This is a genomic window from Microbacterium sp. Y355 (assembly GCF_059445345.1).
In genome coordinates, this window is sequence record NZ_JCAIUD010000001.1 from 730,896 (window position 1) to 750,719 (window position 19,824).

General features: G+C 63.5%; 20 protein-coding genes. 9 read left to right on the top strand and 11 right to left on the bottom strand.

Annotation, left to right across the window (positions count from 1 at the left end):
* Positions 1 to 69 precede the first annotated feature (69 nt).
* The gene (locus tag AC1C2O_RS03655; RefSeq protein ID WP_495429088.1) at positions 70 to 855 is read right to left on the bottom strand and encodes an ABC transporter ATP-binding protein; all 786 of its coding nucleotides are present in this window, start codon (positions 853 to 855) and stop codon (positions 70 to 72) included.
* Positions 856 to 872: 17 nt separating this feature from the next.
* Positions 873 to 2,057 carry a glycogen synthase gene (glgA, locus tag AC1C2O_RS03660; RefSeq protein ID WP_495429089.1) on the bottom strand — a complete coding sequence of 395 codons (1,185 nt, stop codon included), beginning with the start codon at positions 2,055 to 2,057 and terminating at the stop codon, positions 873 to 875.
* A gap of 46 nt (positions 2,058 to 2,103) precedes the next feature.
* Here glgA and AC1C2O_RS03665 point away from each other — a divergent pair, with 46 nt between their 5' ends.
* The 3 genes from AC1C2O_RS03665 to AC1C2O_RS03675 are packed head-to-tail and all read left to right on the top strand — an operon-like array spanning position 2,104 to position 4,747.
* Positions 2,104 to 3,348 carry a glucose-1-phosphate adenylyltransferase gene (locus AC1C2O_RS03665; RefSeq protein WP_495429090.1) on the top strand — a complete coding sequence of 415 codons (1,245 nt, stop codon included), beginning with the start codon at positions 2,104 to 2,106 and terminating at the stop codon, positions 3,346 to 3,348.
* 22 nt (positions 3,349 to 3,370) lie between these two features.
* Positions 3,371 to 4,006: a phosphoserine phosphatase SerB gene (gene serB / locus AC1C2O_RS03670; protein WP_495429091.1), complete on the top strand. Its 636-nt coding sequence runs from the start codon at positions 3,371 to 3,373 to the stop codon at positions 4,004 to 4,006.
* 51 nt (positions 4,007 to 4,057) lie between these two features.
* The gene (locus AC1C2O_RS03675) at positions 4,058 to 4,747 is read left to right on the top strand and encodes an alpha/beta fold hydrolase (protein WP_495429092.1); all 690 of its coding nucleotides are present in this window, start codon (positions 4,058 to 4,060) and stop codon (positions 4,745 to 4,747) included.
* A 19-nt stretch (positions 4,748 to 4,766) separates the two neighbouring features.
* Here AC1C2O_RS03675 and AC1C2O_RS03680 read toward each other — a convergent pair whose 3' ends face one another.
* The gene (locus AC1C2O_RS03680) at positions 4,767 to 5,477 is read right to left on the bottom strand and encodes a beta-ketoacyl-ACP reductase (RefSeq protein WP_495429093.1); all 711 of its coding nucleotides are present in this window, start codon (positions 5,475 to 5,477) and stop codon (positions 4,767 to 4,769) included.
* A 122-nt stretch (positions 5,478 to 5,599) separates the two neighbouring features.
* Between AC1C2O_RS03680 and AC1C2O_RS03685 the strand changes: the two genes are divergently transcribed.
* From AC1C2O_RS03685 to AC1C2O_RS03700, 4 genes are all read left to right on the top strand, one after another.
* The gene (locus AC1C2O_RS03685) at positions 5,600 to 6,160 is read left to right on the top strand and encodes a DUF4190 domain-containing protein (RefSeq protein ID WP_495429094.1); all 561 of its coding nucleotides are present in this window, start codon (positions 5,600 to 5,602) and stop codon (positions 6,158 to 6,160) included.
* Positions 6,161 to 6,224: 64 nt separating this feature from the next.
* Positions 6,225 to 6,581, top strand: coding sequence for a DUF3099 domain-containing protein (locus AC1C2O_RS03690; protein ID WP_495429095.1), 357 nt, complete (start codon positions 6,225 to 6,227; stop codon positions 6,579 to 6,581).
* Positions 6,578 to 6,769, top strand: a complete 192-nt coding sequence (locus AC1C2O_RS03695) for a hypothetical protein (RefSeq protein WP_495429096.1) — start codon at positions 6,578 to 6,580, stop codon at positions 6,767 to 6,769. The genes AC1C2O_RS03690 and AC1C2O_RS03695 overlap by 4 nt, the downstream gene beginning before the upstream one ends.
* Positions 6,766 to 7,590, top strand: coding sequence for an SURF1 family cytochrome oxidase biogenesis protein (locus tag AC1C2O_RS03700; protein WP_495429097.1), 825 nt, complete (start codon positions 6,766 to 6,768; stop codon positions 7,588 to 7,590). Before AC1C2O_RS03695 ends, AC1C2O_RS03700 begins: the two co-directional genes overlap by 4 nt.
* Positions 7,591 to 7,600: 10 nt before the next feature.
* On the opposite strand, the gene AC1C2O_RS03705 is transcribed toward AC1C2O_RS03700, so the two are convergent.
* Complete coding sequence (locus AC1C2O_RS03705; RefSeq protein ID WP_495429098.1) at positions 7,601 to 7,987, bottom strand: hypothetical protein; 387 nt, start codon at positions 7,985 to 7,987, stop codon at positions 7,601 to 7,603.
* Between the two features lie 54 nt (positions 7,988 to 8,041).
* The gene (gene trmD, locus AC1C2O_RS03710; protein WP_495429099.1) at positions 8,042 to 8,728 is read right to left on the bottom strand and encodes a tRNA (guanosine(37)-N1)-methyltransferase TrmD; all 687 of its coding nucleotides are present in this window, start codon (positions 8,726 to 8,728) and stop codon (positions 8,042 to 8,044) included.
* A 164-nt stretch (positions 8,729 to 8,892) separates the two neighbouring features.
* Here trmD and AC1C2O_RS03715 point away from each other — a divergent pair, with 164 nt between their 5' ends.
* The gene (locus tag AC1C2O_RS03715; protein WP_495429100.1) at positions 8,893 to 10,269 is read left to right on the top strand and encodes an MFS transporter; all 1,377 of its coding nucleotides are present in this window, start codon (positions 8,893 to 8,895) and stop codon (positions 10,267 to 10,269) included.
* Positions 10,270 to 10,345: 76 nt separating this feature from the next.
* Here the strand turns inward: AC1C2O_RS03715 and AC1C2O_RS03720 are convergent, their stop codons facing one another.
* The 4 genes from AC1C2O_RS03720 to rpsP all read right to left on the bottom strand — a co-directional run bounded on the left by AC1C2O_RS03720 (position 10,346) and on the right by rpsP (position 15,842).
* Positions 10,346 to 14,452, bottom strand: a complete 4,107-nt coding sequence (locus AC1C2O_RS03720; RefSeq protein ID WP_495429101.1) for a bifunctional nitrate reductase/sulfite reductase flavoprotein subunit alpha — start codon at positions 14,450 to 14,452, stop codon at positions 10,346 to 10,348.
* Positions 14,453 to 14,561: 109 nt separating this feature from the next.
* On the bottom strand, positions 14,562 to 15,173 hold the full coding sequence (gene rimM / locus AC1C2O_RS03725; RefSeq protein ID WP_495429102.1) for a ribosome maturation factor RimM: 612 nt from the start codon (positions 15,171 to 15,173) through the stop codon (positions 14,562 to 14,564).
* Position 15,174: 1 nt separating this feature from the next.
* A complete protein-coding gene (locus tag AC1C2O_RS03730) occupies positions 15,175 to 15,405 on the bottom strand; it encodes an RNA-binding protein (RefSeq protein ID WP_495429103.1) in 231 nt (76 codons plus the stop codon).
* A gap of 5 nt (positions 15,406 to 15,410) precedes the next feature.
* Positions 15,411 to 15,842 (bottom strand): 30S ribosomal protein S16, encoded by a 432-nt coding sequence (rpsP, locus tag AC1C2O_RS03735; protein ID WP_495429104.1) that lies wholly within the window; start codon positions 15,840 to 15,842, stop codon positions 15,411 to 15,413.
* 208 nt (positions 15,843 to 16,050) lie between these two features.
* On the opposite strand from rpsP, the gene AC1C2O_RS03740 reads away from it, so the two are divergent.
* A complete protein-coding gene (locus AC1C2O_RS03740) occupies positions 16,051 to 17,196 on the top strand; it encodes a glutamate--cysteine ligase (protein WP_495429105.1) in 1,146 nt (381 codons plus the stop codon).
* A gap of 15 nt (positions 17,197 to 17,211) precedes the next feature.
* Here AC1C2O_RS03740 and glpK read toward each other — a convergent pair whose 3' ends face one another.
* Positions 17,212 to 18,711 carry a glycerol kinase GlpK gene (gene glpK / locus AC1C2O_RS03745; RefSeq protein WP_495429106.1) on the bottom strand — a complete coding sequence of 500 codons (1,500 nt, stop codon included), beginning with the start codon at positions 18,709 to 18,711 and terminating at the stop codon, positions 17,212 to 17,214.
* A 109-nt stretch (positions 18,712 to 18,820) separates the two neighbouring features.
* A complete protein-coding gene (locus tag AC1C2O_RS03750; RefSeq protein WP_495429107.1) occupies positions 18,821 to 19,786 on the bottom strand; it encodes a sugar-binding transcriptional regulator in 966 nt (321 codons plus the stop codon).
* Between the last annotated feature and the right edge of the window lie 38 nt (positions 19,787 to 19,824).

A 19,824-nucleotide genomic window follows, 5' to 3' on the forward strand; every position in this document is an offset into this window, starting at 1 on the left:
TGCGGATGCGAATAGAGGAAAAGTCAGAGTGTGCGGTTGCACCAAGGGTCGAGTTTAGCAGATCCACGCTCATGAAATGGCGCGCGCCGCGTATCGACCGTCGTCAGATGTGAGCAGGATCGGCATGCCGAATGCCTCAGTGAGAGCATCAGCCGTCAGCGTCTCCGCGATCGGCCCAGCTGCGACGATGCCGCCGTCGCGGATGAGAAGCACGTGCGTGAATCCGACCGGAATCTCCTCGACATGGTGAGTCACCATGACCATCGCCGGCGTCGTCGGCGAGGAGGCATAGCCGCTGAGAAGGCTAAGCAGCTCTTCGCGCGCACCAAGGTCAAGTGATGCGGTCGGTTCGTCGAGCAGCAGTAGCTCAGGGTCGGTCATCACCGCGCGGGCAATCTGGACGCGCTTCTGCTCGCCATCGCTGAGCGTTCCGAACGTGCGGTCAGCGAGCTGATCGAGCTTCCACTCGCCGAGCACGCGCAGGGCACGTCGTTCGTCGATGTTCTCGTACTGCTCGTTCCAGCGGCCCGTCACCGAGTAGGCAGCGGTGAGAACGACATTGATCACGGTCTCATCACTCGGGATGCGCTTGGCCATCGCCGAGGATGCGAATCCGATCCGCGGGCGAATCTCGAAAACATCGGTGCGACCGAGGGTCTCCCCGAGAACGGTCACCGTTCCCCCGGTGGGGTGCATCAGAGTGTCAGCCAACTGCAGAAGGGTGGTCTTGCCTGCACCGTTCGGGCCGAGCACCACCCATCGCTGGTCATGTGCGACCTGCCAGGTCACATGATCGATGATGTTGCGCCCGTCACGGCGCACGACGGCATCGGTGAATTCAAGAGCGCTCGGCATGTTTCCAGCCTATCGGCTCACTGCGTCAGGTCGGCGTAGAGCGCACGCGTGGTGTCGGCAATAGCCGCCCAGCTGAACTCTTCGGCTGCACGCCGTCGTCCAGCCGCGCCATATGTGGTCGCGCGCTCGGGATCCATCGCCACCTCCGTCATCACACGGGCGAGATCCGCGACATATCGTTCGGGATCCACGGGCGTTCCGGTACCGTCCTGAACCTGATCGATTGGCACCAGCCGCCCTGTCACACCGTCAGCGACCACCTCGGGAATGCCGCCCGTCGCCGTCCCGACGACGGCCGCGCCGCATGCCATTGCTTCGAGATTCACGATGCCGAGCGGTTCGTATACCGAAGGACACACGAACGTCGTCGCTGCTGTGAGAATTGCGGACAGCTCATCACGCGGGAGCATCCGCTCGATCCAAATCACACCCTGACGGGTCTGCTGCAAAAGGCGGACGCCCTCCTGCACCTCAGCCATGATCTCGGGAGTGTCCGGGGCGCCGGCACAGAGCACGAGCTGCACCTCTGGGGGCAGTTCAGCCGCGGCCCGTAGCAAATATGGCAGCCCCTTCTGGCGAGTGATGCGCCCGACGAACACAACCGAGGGCCGCGTCGGGTCCATGCCGATGCTCTGCAGGAAGGCGGCGTTGTGCACTGGACGCCAGCGTTCGACATCGATGCCGTTGTGGATCACCCGCACGCGATCAGGATCCACCTTCGGATAGCTACGCAGAATGTCTGTGCGCATCCCCGCGGATACTGCGATGATCGCCGCTGCATTCTCGTACGCGAGCTTCTCGATGCCGCTTGACACCGCGTACCCACCGCCGAGCTGTTCCGCCTTCCATGGGCGCAGTGGCTCGAGGCTGTGAGCGGTCAACACATGCGGGATGCCGTGCAGTTGCGAGGCGATGTGCCCGGCGAAGTTCGCGTACCAGGTGTGGCTGTGCACGAGGTCAGCGCCGGCGACATCCCCCACCATTGTGAGGTCCGTCCCGAGGGTCTGCACTGCGGCGTTGGCGCCGGCCAATTCAGCCGGGCTTCGATAGGAGTGAGTCTGGGATTCGTCGCGCTGAGCGCCGAAAGCACGCACTTGCACCTCGATGCTTTCCCTCAGCGCAGTGACGAGCTCGGCCACGTGCACACCCGCACCGCCGTACACCTCTGGTGGGTACTCCTTGGTGATCATGTCAACGCGCATGTCTGAACGCTAGTACAGCGACGCGTTCCGCATCTATGGTTGAGCCATGGCGGTCCCAAAGAAGATTTTCGGCATCATCCTCGCCGGCGGCGAGGGCAAGCGGCTTATGCCCCTGACAGCAGATCGAGCGAAACCGGCCGTGCCCTTCGGCGGCCAGTATCGACTGATCGATTTCGCGATCTCGAATCTGATCAACTCGGGGCTGCGCCAGGTCGTCGTGTTGACGCAATACAAATCGCACAGCCTCGACAGGCACATTTCGCAGACCTGGCGGATGTCCTCGCTGCTCGACTCTTATGTGACGTCCGTGCCCGCGCAGCAGCGGCTCGGCAAGCGGTGGTTCTCCGGGTCGGCCGATGCCATCCTGCAGAGCCTGAACCTTGTCAACGACGAAAAGCCGGACATCGTCATCGTCATCGGTGCCGACCATGTCTATCGCATGGATTTTCGGCAGATGCTCAAAGCCCACATCGCTTCCGGTGCGAAGGCGACCGTGGCAGGCATCCGCCAGCCGCTTTCGATGGCAGATCAGTTCGGCGTGATCGATGCCGAACCGGATGGCAGTGGGCGCATCCGAGCCTTCCTGGAAAAGCCGGCGGATGCCGAGGGTCTCGCCGATTCGCCGCACGAAGTTCTTGCATCGATGGGCAACTACATCTTTGACACGGACGCACTGATCGAAGCGGTGCAGACCGACGGCGAGCTACCCAACTCGAGCCATGACATGGGTGGTGACATCGTGCCGTACTTCGTCGATCGCGGCGAGGCTGGCTACTACGACATGAAAGAGAATGATGTCCCAGGGTCGTCGCTGCGCGATCGGGCGTATTGGCGCGATGTCGGCACGATCGATTCGTTCTTTGACGCGCACATGGATCTCATCTCGACACTTCCGGTGTTCAACCTGTACAACACGCTGTGGCCGATCCGCACTCAGAGTGTGAATTCGCCGCCCGCGAAGTTCGTGCGAGACGCGGTGGGACGTATCGGAAACGCGATCGACTCGATCGTGTCGTTGGGATCGGTGCTCTCCGGAACTCACTTGGAGCGCAGTGTGGTGGGCCCCGGCACGCTCGCAGCCGGTGGCTCGACGATCACCGACTCGGTGCTGTTCGACCAGGTGATTGTCGGCCAGGGTGCCCGCATTCATCGGGCAGTCCTCGACAAGAACGTGGTTCTTCTCGACGGCGCCACAGTCGGAGTCGATCGTGAACGCGATCTGGAGCGCGGATTCACCGTGACCGAATCGGGAATCACTGTGGTGGGCAAGGGCGTGCAGATCGAGCGCTGATCGGCGCGCTACGCTCGGTCGTGTGACTGCTGCGCGCTTCCTCGTCGTCCTCGATGCCGATTCCACCCTCATTCGCGATGAAGTGATCGAACTTCTTGCCGATGAAGCTGGGCGCCGTGAAGAAGTTCAGGCCGCCACCGAGGCTGCCATGCGCGGCGAGGTTGACTTCGCATCCAGCCTGCGTTCTCGGGTGGCCGCGTTGACAGGCGTCTCCACTGACGCCTTCGCACGGGTGCGTGCTCGTGTCGAGCCCACACCCGGTGTGCGCGAGCTGACTGCGGCCGTTCATGAACGTGGCGGTGTGGTTGGAGTCGTTTCAGGCGGATTCCACGAGATTCTCGACCACATCGCACCTGAGCTCGGCGTTGATCGCTGGCGTGCGAATCGGCTGGCTGTGACGGATGGTGCGCTAACAGGGTTCGTGGACGGCGAGATTGTGGATGCTGCTGCCAAAGCACTTTCGTTGCAGGAATGGGCGGCCGAGCTCGGTGTGCCGCTGAACGCGACGATCGCCATCGGCGACGGTGCGAACGATCTGCAGATGATGGCGGTCGCGGGCCTCGGCCTCGCCTTCAACGCGAAACCGGCCGTGCGAGATGCCGCGAGCCTGGTTATCGGCCTGCAGGATCTCAGCGAGGTCATTCCCCTGCTGCCTTGACTCAGCGCTCCAACCCTGGCGGATGTCCGTGGCCGCGCGTAGCGTCGCCGTATGGACATCATCCTCGTACCGGGACTCTGGCTCGACGCATCTTCGTGGGATGACGTCGTACTCAAACTCAAAGCCGCTGGCCACAATCCAATTCCATTGACCATGCCGGGGGTCGGTTCACCTGCCGCGACGTCCGCAGATATCGGCATCGCCGATTGGGTAGCCGCGGTCGTGGCGCAGATCGACGCCACCGATGCACAGGTCGTGCTCGTCGGGCACAGCGGCGGTGGAAACGTCGTATGGGGCGCAGCAGACGTTCGACCGGATCAGGTGGCACGCGTGATCTTTGTCGATACCGTTCCACCCCCGCCAGGCTCGTCAATCTCTGAGTTTCCCGTTGTTGGCGGGGTCATTCCCTTCCCCGGTTGGGAGTATTTCCCCGAGGAGGATGTGTTCGACATCGACGATGCAACGCGCACTCGCACGCTGCCGTTGACGCGCACCGTGCCTCCGCGCGTCCCGACCGATCCCATCCTGCTCTCAGGAGACCGAGGTCACGTGTCGGTCACGCTTCTGATGGGAACGCTTGATCAAGAAGACCTCGAGGCGCAGCTAGACCAGTGGGGCGCATATGCAGACGAGTACCGAGCGATCAGGGACATCACCGTCATCAAGATCGGCTCGGGCCACTGGCCACAGTTAACTCAGCCCGACCGGCTAGCCGAGTTGATCATCAGAGCCCTGGCATAGCTGGTGGGTTTGCCGGAGGTTAGTGCCCCATCCCCAGGCCGCCGTCGACAGGGATCACAGCGCCGGAGATATAGCCAGCATCGTCCCCGGCGAGCCATGTGACAACGCCCGCCACCTCATCCGGAGTCGCGAAACGCGCGGCCGGGATGCTCGCCTTGTACTGCTTCTGTGTCTCTTCCGGCAGCTCAGCAGTCATGTCGGTCTCGATGAAACCGGGCGCAACGACGTTCGAAGTGATGCCGCGTGCACCGAGCTCGCGCGTGAGCGAACGCGCGAACCCGACTAGTGCGCTTTTGGACGCGGAATAGTTGACCTGCCCGGCCGAACCATACAGTCCGACGACGCTGGAGATCAGGATGATGCGTCCGAAGCGTGCACGGAGCATTCCCTTCGAAGCACGCTTGACGACCCGGAAGGCACCACCCAGGTTCGTCGCGACCACGCTGTCGAAGTCATCCTCGCTCATACGCATGAGAAGAGTGTCCTTGGTGATACCTGCGTTCGCGACGACGATCTCAATCGGACCAAGTTTGGCTTCGACCTCTGTGAATGCGGCGTCGATGGCCGCGGCATCCGTCACGTCCGCGCGAACGGTCAATGTGCCCTCTGGCCCTTCGCCGCTGCGGGCCGTGACCGCGACACGATAGCCGTCGCGCACGAAGCGCTCCGCAATCGCACGACCGATACCTCGGTTGCCTCCGGTGACAAGGACGACGCGTTCTGAATTCATGTTTTCACTCCCAATGGCGCTCGGTCAGGCCCGAGCAATCATATCGGGGTGCGCTTCAGCCCCCGGGCAAATTGACACCGCCTGGGTCAACTGCGAGCCTGAGTGCAACGAAAGGTAGCGGCATGAGCGGCAACAATGATTTCCCCGGGGTAGAACCCACTGTTCCCCCTGTCCCCCAGGCGAATCCCTACGCTCCGCCACAGCCGTATCCCGGCGCCGCAGTCCAGCCTGCCGCAGTCCAGCCTGCCGCAGTCCAGCCTGCCGCCCCTAGCTACCCGGCCGCCCCCAGCTACCCGGCGGCGCCTGCACAGCCGTCCGCGCCGAACTATTACGCGCCGCAGCAGCCCTATGCTGGCGGGCAGCCTTACGCCGCTGGTCAGCCGTATGCCGCACCGCGTCCGACCAGCGGACTCGCTGTGACCTCGTTGATCACCGGCATTGCCGGGATCGTTCTCAGCTTTGCGTTCATCCCGCTGCTGGCATCCATCGTCGCGGTGATCACCGGGCACATGGCACTCAAACAGACTCGCCAAAACCCGGCAATAGGTGGGCGCGGCCTCGCGATCGCCGGCCTCATCCTCGGCTACGTCGGTGTGGCGATCCTCGCGATCGCCATCATCATCGGCATCTTCTCGATTATCCTGATCGGGACCGCGGGATTCCTGCCGTTCTTCCTGTCGTAGAACCGGCATTCTGCGTCCAGCAGCGGCGTCCGCAGTACGCCACGCGGCGTAGGCTGGAAGTACCGTGAAGCACTCCCGTCATGCACCAGCAGTAACCTCCCTGCCGCAGTCTCCGCAGGACGAGGCGACCGGTCGCGTGCGCCGTTACACCCTCACGATGCTGATCCGTGGAGTGTGTTTTCTCCTCACAGTTCTTATCACTCCATACGGGTGGTACACCTGGGTGTTCGCGTGTGGTGCCGTAGTGCTCCCCTACATCGCCGTCGTCTTCGCCAACGCGGTCAGCCCGACCGTCACTGCAGCGCCAGAATCACCGATGCAGGAGTTGTCGGCTCCAGCCACGGAGCCTGATTCCTCTGCGGAGGCTGAAGATTCGACGATCATCACCATCCAGGAACGTCCGAAGGATGACGAACAGTGACGACCGAGTGCTCGCGCGCCGCATGCCGCAACGCCGCCACGCAACACATCGTCTGGCGAAACCCTCGAATTCACGCCGCTGATCGCGAGAAGATCTGGCTCGCCTGCGATGAGCACGTCGCCTATCTGCATGATTACCTCGCCGCCCGTGATTTTCCGGTGACGGTGCGAGAAGGACTGCCTGAATGAACAATCGCTTCGTCCGGTGGGGTGTCTATCTCGTTGTCTCCGCCGCACTCGCTGCCGGGTGCGTGTTCCTTTCCAACTGGCAGTTCGATCGCAATGCGGGCCGCGCCGAACAGATTGCACTCGTCGAGCAGAACTACGATGCCTCGCCGATGCCCCTCGCGGACGCCATCGGACCTGACGGCGCACTCGACCCTGCGGATGAATGGCACCCCGTTTTGCTGCAGGGTGAGTATCTCGCCGACGAGCAGGTTCTGGTCCGCAATCGCCCACACGGTGGCACGAGCGCATTCGAGGTGCTAGTGCCATTCCGTGACGTCGATGGGCGCGTCTTCATCGTCAATCGTGGGTGGGTTGCTCCGGGCGAGGGAGCCCTCCCCGACGTAGTACCAGACCCACCGACCGACACAATCGAGGTCATTGTCAGGCTGCGCCCTGGTGAGCCGCTACCCACCTCCGGGCGCAGTGCCCCCGAAGGACAGGTGCCAACAATTCACCTGCCGAGCATCGAGGTGACCACAGACGGCGACGTCATCACGAGCGCATACGGGTTGCTGGTGAGTGAGGACCCGGCAGCTGAGATTGCACTCGGTGGGTTCGACTCCCCCACCAATGACCCTGGCCCCCATCTCTCGTACGCAATCCAATGGATTCTGTTCGCACTGATGGGGTTGATTTTCGTCGGCTACATGATTCGCACTGAGGTGCAGAAGCACCGCGAAGAAGTCGAAGGACGCCCCGCTCGAGTCAAGAGATCACGACGCCGTGATCACGACGCGGATGCCGAAGACGAGATGCTCGACGACGTCGACGCTCGCGTCTGAGAAGGGTCGTTCAGACAACGGCTCCCGCTCCCAGCGCTATCCCAAGACTCAGAGCTGCGAGCACGATCGTTGTCGGCGTCATGGTGTAGCGCTCGGGCTTCGAACGCGAGATGGCGTTCATCGGGATGCCAAGGCAGAAGTATCCGAAGATCACCCACATGGTGACGACGGAGAAATCGCCAGGAAAAATGTCGATCGCTTGGAGACGGTCGAATGCGACGACGGCAATGAATGCGTAGATGAGCACCGACACCGCACTGCCGATGCGAAATCCAAGTGGCAACACACGATGCTGCCCGCCCCACGCGAAACGTCCGATCGGTGCGCCGAAGACCAGCGCAATCTGGAATACGGCAAGAATGGCGAGAATGATCGCGAGAAAGATGGCGAACGGCACAACCACAGCGTAGTCAGTGCGGGTGTACCGCGTGTGGCCGTGAAGTTACCGGGCTCAATCGTCGAGCAGATCCGGTCGTCGCTGTCGGGTGCGCTCGAGCTGCTGCTCACGACGCCAGGCAGCGATTGCTCCGTGGTTGCCGCTGAGCAACACATCCGGTACGGCGCGCTCACGCCAGGTCGAGGGTTTCGTGTACGAGGGATACTCGAGCAGACCATCCTCGTGCGATTCTTCGACAAGGCTTTCCGGGTTGCCGACAACACCCGGAATCAGCCGACCGACGGCTTCGATCATCGCCATCGCGGCCACCTCTCCGCCGTTGAGCACGTAGTCGCCCAAGCTCACCAGGCGTACTTCACCCAGCGAGGCTGCATACTCGAACACCCGCTCGTCAATGCCTTCGTAGCGGCCGCAGCCGAAGATCAGATGCTCCCGGGTGGCGAGTTCTCGCGCGGTCGACTGGGTGAAGAGCTCACCGGCCGGCGACGGGAAGATGATCGTCGGCCGATCTGAGCCAACCGCGATCTGGTCCAGCGCGACACCCCAGGGCTCGGGCTTCATCACCATTCCGGCGCCACCACCGTATGGAGTGTCATCGACTGTGCGGTGGCGGTCGTGCGTGAAGTCCCTCAGGTTGTGGACGCCGAACTCGATGAGGCCTGCGACCCTCGCCTTCCCCAGGAGGGATATATCGAGGACGTCGAAGAACTCCGGAAATATCGAAACGATGTCGAGGCGCATCCTCTCAGTCTCCCATCTCAACAGCCGCAGCCCACAACCGAGTGCGGACAACGGTGAGCAAGAGGTGATCGGACGGTAACCCCCGGAGTGCTCGAGCGAAACAGCACCGCAATAGCGTCGGATCGACACCTCAGCCCTGACACGATCTTCCGAGAGGAACACGTATGAGCAACACCGATACGCGGGTCGCCACGCAGTACACGAGCCCGCTCACACGCCGGCCGGGGCGGTGGATCGAGGGCTGGGATGCCGAAGACGAGACGTTCTGGGAAGCCGAAGGCCGAACCATCGCCCGCCGAAATCTCGGTTGGTCGATACTCGCCGAGTTCCTCGGGTTTGTGGTCTGGCAGCTGTGGTCAATCGTCGTGGTGATGCTTCCCCATGCCGGCTTCTCCTTCACCAGTTCGGAATCCTTCTGGCTCATCTCTCTGCCGAGCCTCGTCGGCGCGACGCTTCGCATTCCGTACTCGTTCATGGTGCCGCGCTTTGGGGGTCGGAATTGGACTGTCATTTCCGCCGGTCTGTTGCTCATCCCGACCGTGCTGCTCGCTCTTGCGGTCGGGAATCCAGACACTCCGTTCGGCGTGATGCTGTTCATCGCCGCGATCGCGGGCCTCGGTGGTGGGAATTTCGCAAGCTCCATGTCGAACATCACCTTCTTCTACCCACAGCGGGAGAAGGGGTGGGCGCTCGGCCTCAACGCCGCCGGTGGCAACCTCGGTGCCTCTGTTGCCCAGTTCGTCGTACCAATTGTCGTCACGATAGGGGCGGCCGCGACGGTCAACCTCTCCCTGGCTGGCTGGATCTGGGTGCCATTCATCGTGGTCGCCATGATCGGCGCGTATAAGGGCATGGACAACCTGTCCAGCGCCAAGGCCGACGTCCAGGCTTCGCTTGCCGCGATCAAGGAGCCGCACATGTGGATCCTCTCGCTCCTTTATGTCGGAACCTTCGGATCCTTCATCGGCTTCGCCGGGGTGTTCCCGAAACTCATCGCCGATCAGTTTCCCGATTTCAGCAGCTTCCAGATCGGCACGGCCTCTGTATCGCTTGCATTCACGGGTGCACTCGTCGGATCCATCGCTCGCCCGTACGGCGGGCGACTCGCTGACCGCTTTGGCGGCAGTCGAGTTACTCTCGGTGCGTTCGCTGTGATGGCACTTGTGGCGTTGCTGGTGATCTGGACTCTGCCGCTCGACAACTTTTGGCTGTTCCTCGGCTGCTTCCTGGTCTTGTTCGTCACGTCCGGCGTCGGTAACGGCGCGACCTACCGCATGATTCCCGTGGTGTTCGCCGTCCGTGCAGGTAAGGGTCCCGCCCTTCCTGCGCAGCGCACTTCCGCTGCCGCGCTCGGTCTCATCTCCGCAGTGGGCGCGTACGGAGGGTTCCTCATCCCCCAGGTACTGAATCTGTCGCAGAGCTCGACGGGAAGCTACTCGACAGCTTTCGCTGGGTTCGTGGCGGCCTACCTGTTGTTCATGATCGTCACATTCACGGTGTACGTACGCCCTCGTGGCGCGCTCGCCGGACACCGCATCTGAGCCGCCGAATAGAACGAAGCCCCGGTCCGCGGACCGGGGCTTCGTTCTGTGTGCACTGAGCGGGGTCGGCACCCGCTCAGTAAACGTCGCGCACGTACCGCTTGTCGACGGCCAACTGCTTGGTGAACCGCCCGGCGGCCACCTCATCGAGCCCGCCGTGAGTGCGTGCGATCCGCATCAGCTCGGCATCGACATCCTTAGCCATCCGCTCGGCATCGCCGCAGACAAAGAGGCTCGCACCGTCCTGAAGCCACCGCCACAGCTCCGCGCCATGCTCGCGCATGCGATCCTGCACGTAAATTTTCTGTCTCTGATCGCGCGAGAACGCGGTGTCGAGGCGAGTCAGGAATCCGTCCTCGCGCATGCCGAGCAGCTCGTCGCGGTAGTAGAAGTCGGTCGCGGAGTGCTGTTCGCCGAAGAACAGCCAGTTTCGGCCGGTATGCCCCTCGGCGCGCCGATCGTGCAGGAAGCCCCGGAACGGAGCGACGCCGGTGCCTGGACCGATCATGATCATGCTCGCGGTCGGGTCTGCCGGAGGTCCGAAGTGCGGGGAGCGCTGCAGGTAGATCGGTACCAGGGTGTCCTCAGCACGGTCTGCGAGAAAGCTCGAGCATACGCCGCCGCGGGCACGGTCGCCCTCGGCGCGGAAGCGGACCACCGAAACAGTCAGCTCGACCCGGCCGTGACCCTCCTTAGGACTGGAGGAAATCGAGTACTGCCGCGGCTGTAGCCGCTTGAGGACGTCGAGCCACTCCTCGGGCGTTGCCTGCACTGGGTGCTCGCGAAGCACGTCCACGGCATGCCGGCTCCATGCGTATTGGGCGAAGCGATGGGAGTTCTCGTTACGTCTCAGAGCAGCCAGTTCGCTGCTACGACTGCGTTCGGCAATGAAATCAATCACGTCGCCGCCGATGCGGGTGATGTCGAAACGGGTGCGCAGCACGTGCTCGAGCAACTGGTCCTGGCCGTCGATATGCACGACGGCAGAGGGTTCCAGCCCCGTTGCGCGCAGCCACTCCGTAACCATCGCTGGGCTGTTGTCACAGACCACGCCGAGGGCGTCGCCAGCTGTGTAGGTGTGCTCTAGGTTGGCGAGGTCGAAGCCGAACCGTCGCACCTCTTTCTGTGAGCCCTCGATGCTGAGCAGTTCATTCACGGTCAATCGTGCGAACAGCGGGTTCCTGCGTGTGAACGGGGCGGCCTCTGCCTGTACGGCGGGTGGCGGGCTTCCAGCCGGCTCGGTTCGTCCAGGGGCGGACGCCGGCTCCGTCCCGGCGGCGAATGCGTCCAGGGCTCGAGCCAGCCAGACCGCGGGGGCGTCGTCATCGAAAGGTTCGCAGTCGACCCGGTCGAGCAGCGCGACGGCGCCGAGCGACCGGAGCCGCTCGTCCACGCGCCGCCCGTGACCGCAGAAGTCGTCGTAGCTCGAGTCCCCGAAGGCGAGCACGGCGAAGCTCAGGCCGTCCAGCGACGGCGCAGCGTTGGCGCTGAGCTCATCCCAGAACGACGAGCCATTGTCCGGTGGCCCGCCCACGCCGAACGTCGAGGTCACCACGAGCAGTCGCTGCACGCCGCCCAGGTCAGCGGAGGGGAACTCATCCATGTTCACCAGGCGCGCGCGCATGCCCCGTTCGGCGACCGCCGCCACGCACGATCCCGCGAACTCCTCCGCATTCCCGGTCTGCGAGGCCCAGAGGATGGTGACCTCGAGTGTGGTGGCAGCGCCTGGCGTCGACCCGGCGGCGACCGTAGATACCTCCTGGCCGGCCCGCGAATAGGTCCCGGCCATGAGGCCGTCAAACCAGAGCCGCACCTCGGCGGAGACCGGGGCGGTCGACGGTAGAACCGGCACGACTCCGCCCGGCGGCGGCACAGACGCGAGCGCCGATAGGAACCCCGAGACATAGAGCTGCTCGGCGGGGCCGGGCGTTGGCGCGGTTGCCGTGAACGCCTCGAGTGCCGACGAATGGGAGACGATGTCGCTCACGGGCTTCGCTTCCGCCGGAGCGGGCCCGACGCGACGGAGCGCCACGGCGGAGAATTTGAACTCGGGCTGCAGCGACGCCTCGTCGACGGCGTCGCTGGTGACCGCGTTGATGGTGACGTGCTCGCCGTGCTCGTCGTTCCAATGGAACGGCGCGAACAAGCCGCCGGGCCGAACGCGGTCGGTTACGACGGCGGACAGCACCACGCGTCCGCGGCGCGAGGCGACCTCGACTTGATCGGTCGCGGCGATCCCGAGGGCCACGGCATCGTCGGGGTGGATCTCCACGAACGGGCCTGGGGTGAGCTTGTTGAGCTTCGCGACCCGCCCGGTCTTGGTCATCGTGTGCCATTGATGCTGAAGACGGCCGGTGTTGAGCACCAACGGAAAGTCATCGTCCGGCATCTCGGCGGGATCGGCGTGCGGCCGAGGGAAGAACTGCGCGCGTCGCGACGGTGTAGCAAAAGCCAGGCGCGGCGCGGAACCGTCGTCGTCGACGTGCAGACGCTGGCTAATCCCGTCGTTGAGGTAGCGGATGGGATGGCGATCGGCGTCATCGTCGGGCGGAGCGGGCCACTGCACTGGCCCGCGTCGCAGGCGCGCGTAGTCGACGCCGCGGACGTCCCACCCTGTTTGCGGGTTCCAGAACGAGCGGATCTCATCGAAGACTTCCTCCGCCGACGAGTATGCGAATCCCTCGGCGAATCCCATCGCGCGAGCGACGTCGCAGATCGTCTGCCAATCTGGTCGGGCATCCCCTGGCGCATCGGCGGCATGCCCGACGAGTGTCATGGTGCGATCGGAATTGACCGTGACACCCTCGGACTCGACCCAGAGCGTCGCTGGGAGCAGGATGTCTGCATAGGCGGCGGTGGCTGTCTCGGCGAACACGTCCTGGACGATGACCAACTCGGCGCGCTCAAGCGCCTCGATAACGGTCGCCCGGTTCGCGACTGTGGCGACCGGGTTCGTGCAGATGATCCAGGCGGCCTTGATGCCGCCGCCTGCCATGTCGCGGTACATATCGATCGTTCCCGTACCGCTCTCAGCCCGGATCGCCCCTGGCTCGAGGCCCCACACATCCTCGACGAACGCACGGTCGGCGGTGCTGAAGACCGCCCGCTGCCCCGGCAGGCCGGGTCCCATGTAACCCATCTCGCGGCCGCCCATGGCATTGGGCTGACCGGTGAGCGAGAACGGCCCGCTGCCGGGGCGGCAGATGGCTCCCGTCGCAAGATGGAGGTTGCAGATCGCGTTCGTGTTCCATGTGCCATGGGTGGATTGGTTCAGGCCCATGGTCCACAGCGTCATCCACTCGCCGGCCTCAGCGATCCAGCGCGCGGCGGTGCGAATGTCGTCCTCGGCGAGGCCGGTGATGCGCGCGACGGCTTCCGGCGGATAGTCAGCGAGGAGCGGCGCCATTGCCTCCCAGCCATCGGTATGCGCCGCGATGAACCCCTCGTCGATCGCGCCCTTCTCTACGAGCAGGTGCAGCAGTCCGTTCAGCAACGCGAGATCCGTTCCTGGTGCGATCTGCAGGAACAGGTCTGCGGCGTCAGCCGTCGCCGTCCGGCGGGGATCCACGACGATCAGCTTCGCACCGCGCTTGAGGCGATCCGACATTCGCAGGAACAGGATCGGGTGGCAGTCGGCGGTGTTCGAACCGATCACGAAGAACAGGTCAGCGTGGTCGAAGTCCTCATACGATCCGGGCGGGCCATCAGCGCCGAGCGATTGCTTGTACCCGGTGCCGGCGGAGGCCATGCACAGTCGTGAGTTCGACTCGATGTGGATGCCGCGGATGTAGCCCTTGATGAGCTTGTTCGACAAGTACTGCGCTTCGATCGACATCTGCCCGGAAACATATAGCGCTACGGAGTCGGGGCCGTGCTCCTCGACGATCGCTCGCAGCTGCTCCCCTGCGAGGCGGACGGCGTCGTCACGGTTGACGTGCTCGAGTGGTTCGCCCCGGCTTGGGCGACGGGACGCAGAGGTCATCCGGCCGGGTGCCGCCATCATCTCGGTGTGTGCGCCGCCCTTGGTGCACAGGCGCCCGCGGTTGGTGGGATGCTCCTTGTCGCCGACCACCTTGCTAACGACGGCAATGCCAGTCGCCGCGGTCTCCGTGGTGACCGTGATGCCGCAGCCCACACCGCAGTACGAACACACCGTGCGCAGCGGAGTACGAACATCACCCATGCCATCGAGCATCCGGCATCGACGTTGCCGGAGCTTTCCCGCGCTGTTTCCGGCGGATCACATGTGACGCACACGCCTCCCGCAACGATGTGAGCGGGGGTAGTCGTCGTCAGGAGGCGTCTGGCCCGTCTTCGACGCCGGAATCCTCCGGCGCATCGTCCGGAAGTTCTTCGAAGAGCCCTGCAGGCGGAGTCACGATCACTCGGCCGGCGGCAAGGTCGACGGAGGGGACGATGGCTTCGACGAAGGGAACCATGATGTTCGCGTCATTGTCGGTGCCTTTTACAGGCCGGACGATGAGAAGATCTTGCGCCGGCATATGTTCGACACGGACAACCTTGCCGACGATCTTCTCGTCGCGCACGACGTCGAGGCCGACCAGCTGGTGGTCATACCAAGCGTTCTCTTCTACATCGTCAGAATCCTGATCGATCCAGAGGATGGCGCGCACGAGGCCATCGGCAGCCTCGCGATCGTCGATGCCGTCGAAGAACACGACGGGGTTTCCGTTCATCACCCGGTACTCGCGCACGGTGACGGTCTTGCGATGCCACGGAGATGCCTCAGGCACCTGCAACGTGAACTCGGCTCCGGTTGTGAAGCGCCGCGCTGGATTGTCCGTGTACAACTCCAGCTTGAGCGCGCCCTTCAGTCCATGAGCCTTGACGAGGCGTCCGACGCGCAGCTGGTTCTTACCCTGGTTTCGGTCTGCGGATTCCACGTCAGTCGTCCGCGACGTCAACGCGAATGCGCTGCCCATCAGCGAGGGCAGTGATGAGCGTGCGTAGTGCTTTTGCGGTGCGGCCGCCGCGCCCGATTACGCGCCCCCGGTCGTCGGGGTGCACGCGCACCTCGAGCAGGTCGCCTCGCGGCGACGTGGAAGCGGTGATCTGAACTTCTTCAGGGTGATCAACGATCCCCTTGACGATGTGTTCGAGCGCGGCGGCAAGCACGGCGATTATTCGGCGTCGGTAGCGGGGGCCGCAGCGGCCTCCGCGTCGGCAGCGGCGGGGGCCTCCTCAGCGGGGGCCTCCTTCTTCTCCGCCTTCGGCTTTACGACAGACTTCTTCGATGCGTCAATCTCGAAAGGCACCTTCGGAGCCTTGACCTGAACGGTCGAGACTGCGTCCTTGTCGCCCTTGAACTTGCCCCAGTCGCCCGTGAGCTTGAGGATGGCGGCCACCTGGTCGGACGGCTGCGCGCCGACGGAAAGCCAGTACTGTGCACGCTCGGAGTCGACCTCGATGAACGAGGGCTGCTCGGTGGGGTGGTACTTGCCGATCTCTTCGATCACTCGACCGTCGCGCTTGGTGCGCGAGTCGGCGACGACGATGCGGTAATAAGGCGCGCGGATCTTGCCCATGCGCTTGAGACGAATCTTTACAGCCACGATTCTCCTGAATTGTGTGGAAGGAAACGAACTGGTCGCCTGGAGAGTGGGGTGCACACCCGGCGGAAGCTCAAATGAGTGAACGAGTTCTGGATAGAGGGTCGAGAACATCGTTCGACCTTCCATTCTGCCAGATTCGGGAGCGAGTCGCGAAACGAGAGACGATCTGGATATTCGTGTCGCGCTCGCTGCGTGTCAGACTGTGCTGGTGAAGCAAGATTTCGCCGTCTCCGCCCGGTCTACCGTCGGACTGGAATGGGAGATTATGCTGGCCGATCCTGCCACCGGAGATCTCACCGGCAGAGCACCGGAGCTCTTGCACGCGCTGGAAGGCGAGAGCGAGCTGGAACGGCACACCGTCACCGGCGAACTCCTCACGAACACGATCGAAGTGACCAGTGGGATCGGTGAATCCGTGGGGCAAGCGGTCAGCGACATCGCCAACGCGATCACCGCTGTCCGCGCCGCCACCGACCCAGCCGGAATCGAGCTGCTGTCCGCTGGCAGCCACCCGTTCGCACAATGGTTCGACCAGCAGGTCACAGATAAGACGCGGTACCACCAGCTCATCGAGCGTACGCAGTGGTGGGGACGCAACATGATGATCTGGGGCATCCACGTACACGTCGGCGTCGAAGACCGCGACAAAGTATTCCCGATCATCAACGCACTCTCCTGCTACCTCCCACATCTGCAGTCACTCGCAGCATCAAGCCCATTCTGGGCTGGTGAGCGCACGGGTTATGCATCCAATCGTGCCCTGGTGTTCCAACAACTCCCCACCGCGGGGTTGCCCTGGGCGTTGCACAACTGGGGCGAGTTCGAGCGTTATCTCGATGACATGGTTCGCACCGGTGTGATGGCCGATGCAACCGAGGTGCGCTGGGATATCCGACCAGCGCCGCGGTGGGGAACGATCGAGGTGCGTGCATGCGATGGACTGTCGACGCTGACGGAACTGGCGTCCGTCGGCGCACTCGTACAGGTTCTCGTCGAGCATTTTTCGCGCCTGCTTGACGCAGGTGAACAGCTGCCGACTATGCCAGCCTGGTTTCATCGTGAGAATAAGTGGCGTGCGGCGCGTTATGGTCTGGATGCTCGCCTGATCGTGGATGCCGACGGCACCCAGCGTCGGGTTCGGGAACATCTCACCGAGACGGTCACTGCACTGGCGCCCATTGCACGCGACCTCGGCTGTGCCGAAGAGCTCAGTGGGATCACCACAACCGTTGACGAAGGGGCGAGTTATGAGCGCCAGCTTGCAGTTGCGGATGCCACCGACGGCGACCTCCGCGAAGTGGTACAGCATCTCATCCGCGAGTTCCGCTCCGGCCCTGGGGCTCCGGTGATCTGAACAGGTGCGGCGCTGTCAGTCCTCGTCGACCCAGTCGAAGGTGCGAGTGACAGCTTTGCGCCAGCGCGCCAGCCGACGATCGCGCTCTGGCTCGTCGATTGCGGGTTCCCAGCGCGCATCCTCGCGCCACAGAGCACGAAGCTCGTCGAGGTCGGCCCACACTCCGACCGCAAGCCCCGCCGCATATGCCGCACCAAGAGCCGTCGTTTCGATCACGGCAGGACGGATGACGGGCATGCCCAGCACATCGGCTTGGAATTGCATGAGCGTCGTGTTGCCGACCATACCGCCGTCGACTCGCAACTCTTTCAGCGGTAATCCGGTGTCTGCGATGACGGCATCGAGCACCTCCCGGGTCTGGAAGGCGACAGCTTCCAGCGCCGCACGTGCGATATGGCCCTTGTTCGCGAACCGGGTGAGGCCGAGGATTGCGCCCCGCGCATCCGGGCGCCAGTACGGTGCGAACAGGCCGGAAAAAGCCGGGACGATGTAGACCCCACCGTTGTCATCAACGGTGAGAGCGAGTTCTTCGACTTCGGGTGCCTGCGAGATTATTCCTAGGTTGTCGCGCAGCCATTGGACGAGCGATCCGGTGACGGCGATGGATCCTTCCAGGGCATACCGAGGCGCATCCTCACCGAGGCGGTAGGCAACGGTCGTGATCAGTCCGTTGTCGCTTGCGACGATCTCCTCCCCTGTGTTCACGATGAGGAAGTTGCCGGTGCCGTAAGTGTTCTTGGACTCGCCACTGCCGAAAGCGACCTGACCGAATGTCGCCGCCTGCTGGTCGCCAAGAATTCCGGCGATCGGCACGCCGTCGAGCGCGGTGCCGACGGCGGTGCCGTACACCTCGGATGAGGAGCGGATGTCGGGGAGCATCCCTCTGGGTACCCCGAATGTCTCAAGTAGGTCGTCATCCCAGTCGAGGGTGCGCAGATCCATCAGCAGAGTGCGGCTGGCGTTGGTGACGTCGGTGGCGTGGACGCCACCGTCGATGCCACCGGTGAGATTCCACAGCACCCAGGTGTCGGCAGTGCCGAAGAGCAACTCGCCTTGCTCTGCCCTCTCACGCGCACCCTCGACGTTGTCGAGGATCCAAGCGATCTTGGAGGCGGAGAAGTAGGTGGCAAGCGGAAGGCCGGTGGTGTCTGCGAATCGGTGCACACCCCCGTCCGCGGCGAGGGCGTCGATAAACGACTGAGTGCGGGTGTCCTGCCAGACGATCGCGTTGCAGATCGGTTCGCCTGTAGTGCGATCCCACACGATCGCCGTCTCACGTTGGTTGGTGATCCCGATTGCGGCGACGTCGGATGGTGCGACGCGGGCACGCTCGACAGCGACATCGATCACAGCCTGGACGTTCGTCCAGATCTCGGCAGCATCGTGCTCCACCCAGCCCGCCTGAGGAAAGAGTTGCTCGTGCTCACGCTGACCAGTGCCGACGATCGTTCCTTTCGCGTCAAAGACGATGGCTCGCGTGCTCGTAGTGCCCTGATCGACGGCGACGATGTGCATAGTTATTCTCCCCAGCCGGTGACGGCGTTGTCTGGTCTGCTGCACAGCCTAGAAGAAGTTGGGTAGGTGCCTCAGCACGGCTGCACGAACGTGCAGCTGCCGTCCTGGATCACGAGCCAACGAGCTGCTCAGCGAGATGTTCATCCAACACGAGATCGGTGATCAGGCGCGTGGCTATGGCTCCACGCAGGCTCGGCAGCTTCTGCACACCGGAGACAACGCAGATTCGCCGCGAGGCTCTTGCAAGCACAGGGAACGCCGGGCCGGTGGCCCGATTGTTCAACTCAATGTCGTTCCAACTGCCGTCCTGTCGGTAGAAGACTGTGGCGATGTCGCCGACGATTTGCTCATCGCGAAGACTGCGGTAGTCGGCCTTGTCGAGATATCCGCCGATGTACACGCGGCTGGGGATCTCTGCGAACGGGGAGCCAAGTCCGAACAAGATGACGTCGGCGCGTGCCTGCAGATCGAGCACGCGGCGAGTGCTGCGCTCACGCCACATCGCCTCTTTCGTACGGGGGTCGTCGAAGAACGCTGGCACCGGGAATTGCTGGATGCCTGCGCCAAACGACTGGCCAAATCGGTGCAGGATCTCGCTGGCGTAGTCCACTCCTGTGGTGAAGGTGTTTCCCGCACCGTTGAGTTGCACCACAGTGGAGTTGTGCGTCTCCTTCTTCGGCAAGTGCCTGCTGATCGCGTCCAGCGTCGAGCCCCAGGCGATACCCAGCGTCATGTTCGAGTCGAAGTACAGCGGCAGTTGGCGTGCGGCGCTCATGGCCACCCGTTCAAAGCGCTCCACATCAGACAGACCCTGCGGGGTCGGCACGACATGTGCGGCAATACCGAATCGCGCTCGAATGGTTTCCTCCAGGCGCAGCTCCTGGCCCTGTGGCGGGTGTATCTGAATTTCGACCAGACCACTGTCTCGGGCATGGGTCAGCAGCCGCGAGACCGACGAGCGAGAGGTCGCCAGTTCGCGCGCAATCGCATCCATGGTCATGTCTTGCAGGTAGTACATCTGCGCGGCGCGCAACGCGGTTGTCGCCCTCGGATCACTCAGTGATCTATCGATCATGATTCCTCCCTGCACGTTCGTGCACCGTGCTTGCGCGG

Coding starts and splice junctions, on each gene's coding strand:
- AC1C2O_RS03655 (WP_495429088.1), bottom strand. CDS start 855: ATGCCGAGCGCTCTTGAATTCACCGATGCCGTCGTGCGCCGTGACGGG.
- glgA (WP_495429089.1), bottom strand. CDS start 2,057: ATGCGCGTTGACATGATCACCAAGGAGTACCCACCAGAGGTGTACGGC.
- AC1C2O_RS03665 (WP_495429090.1), top strand. CDS start 2,104: ATGGCGGTCCCAAAGAAGATTTTCGGCATCATCCTCGCCGGCGGCGAG.
- AC1C2O_RS03675 (WP_495429092.1), top strand. CDS start 4,058: ATGGACATCATCCTCGTACCGGGACTCTGGCTCGACGCATCTTCGTGG.
- AC1C2O_RS03680 (WP_495429093.1), bottom strand. CDS start 5,477: ATGAATTCAGAACGCGTCGTCCTTGTCACCGGAGGCAACCGAGGTATC.
- AC1C2O_RS03685 (WP_495429094.1), top strand. CDS start 5,600: ATGAGCGGCAACAATGATTTCCCCGGGGTAGAACCCACTGTTCCCCCT.
- AC1C2O_RS03700 (WP_495429097.1), top strand. CDS start 6,766: ATGAACAATCGCTTCGTCCGGTGGGGTGTCTATCTCGTTGTCTCCGCC.
- trmD (WP_495429099.1), bottom strand. CDS start 8,728: ATGCGCCTCGACATCGTTTCGATATTTCCGGAGTTCTTCGACGTCCTC.
- AC1C2O_RS03715 (WP_495429100.1), top strand. CDS start 8,893: ATGAGCAACACCGATACGCGGGTCGCCACGCAGTACACGAGCCCGCTC.
- AC1C2O_RS03720 (WP_495429101.1), bottom strand. CDS start 14,452: ATGGGTGATGTTCGTACTCCGCTGCGCACGGTGTGTTCGTACTGCGGT.
- glpK (WP_495429106.1), bottom strand. CDS start 18,711: ATGCACATCGTCGCCGTCGATCAGGGCACTACGAGCACGCGAGCCATC.
- AC1C2O_RS03750 (WP_495429107.1), bottom strand. CDS start 19,786: ATGATCGATAGATCACTGAGTGATCCGAGGGCGACAACCGCGTTGCGC.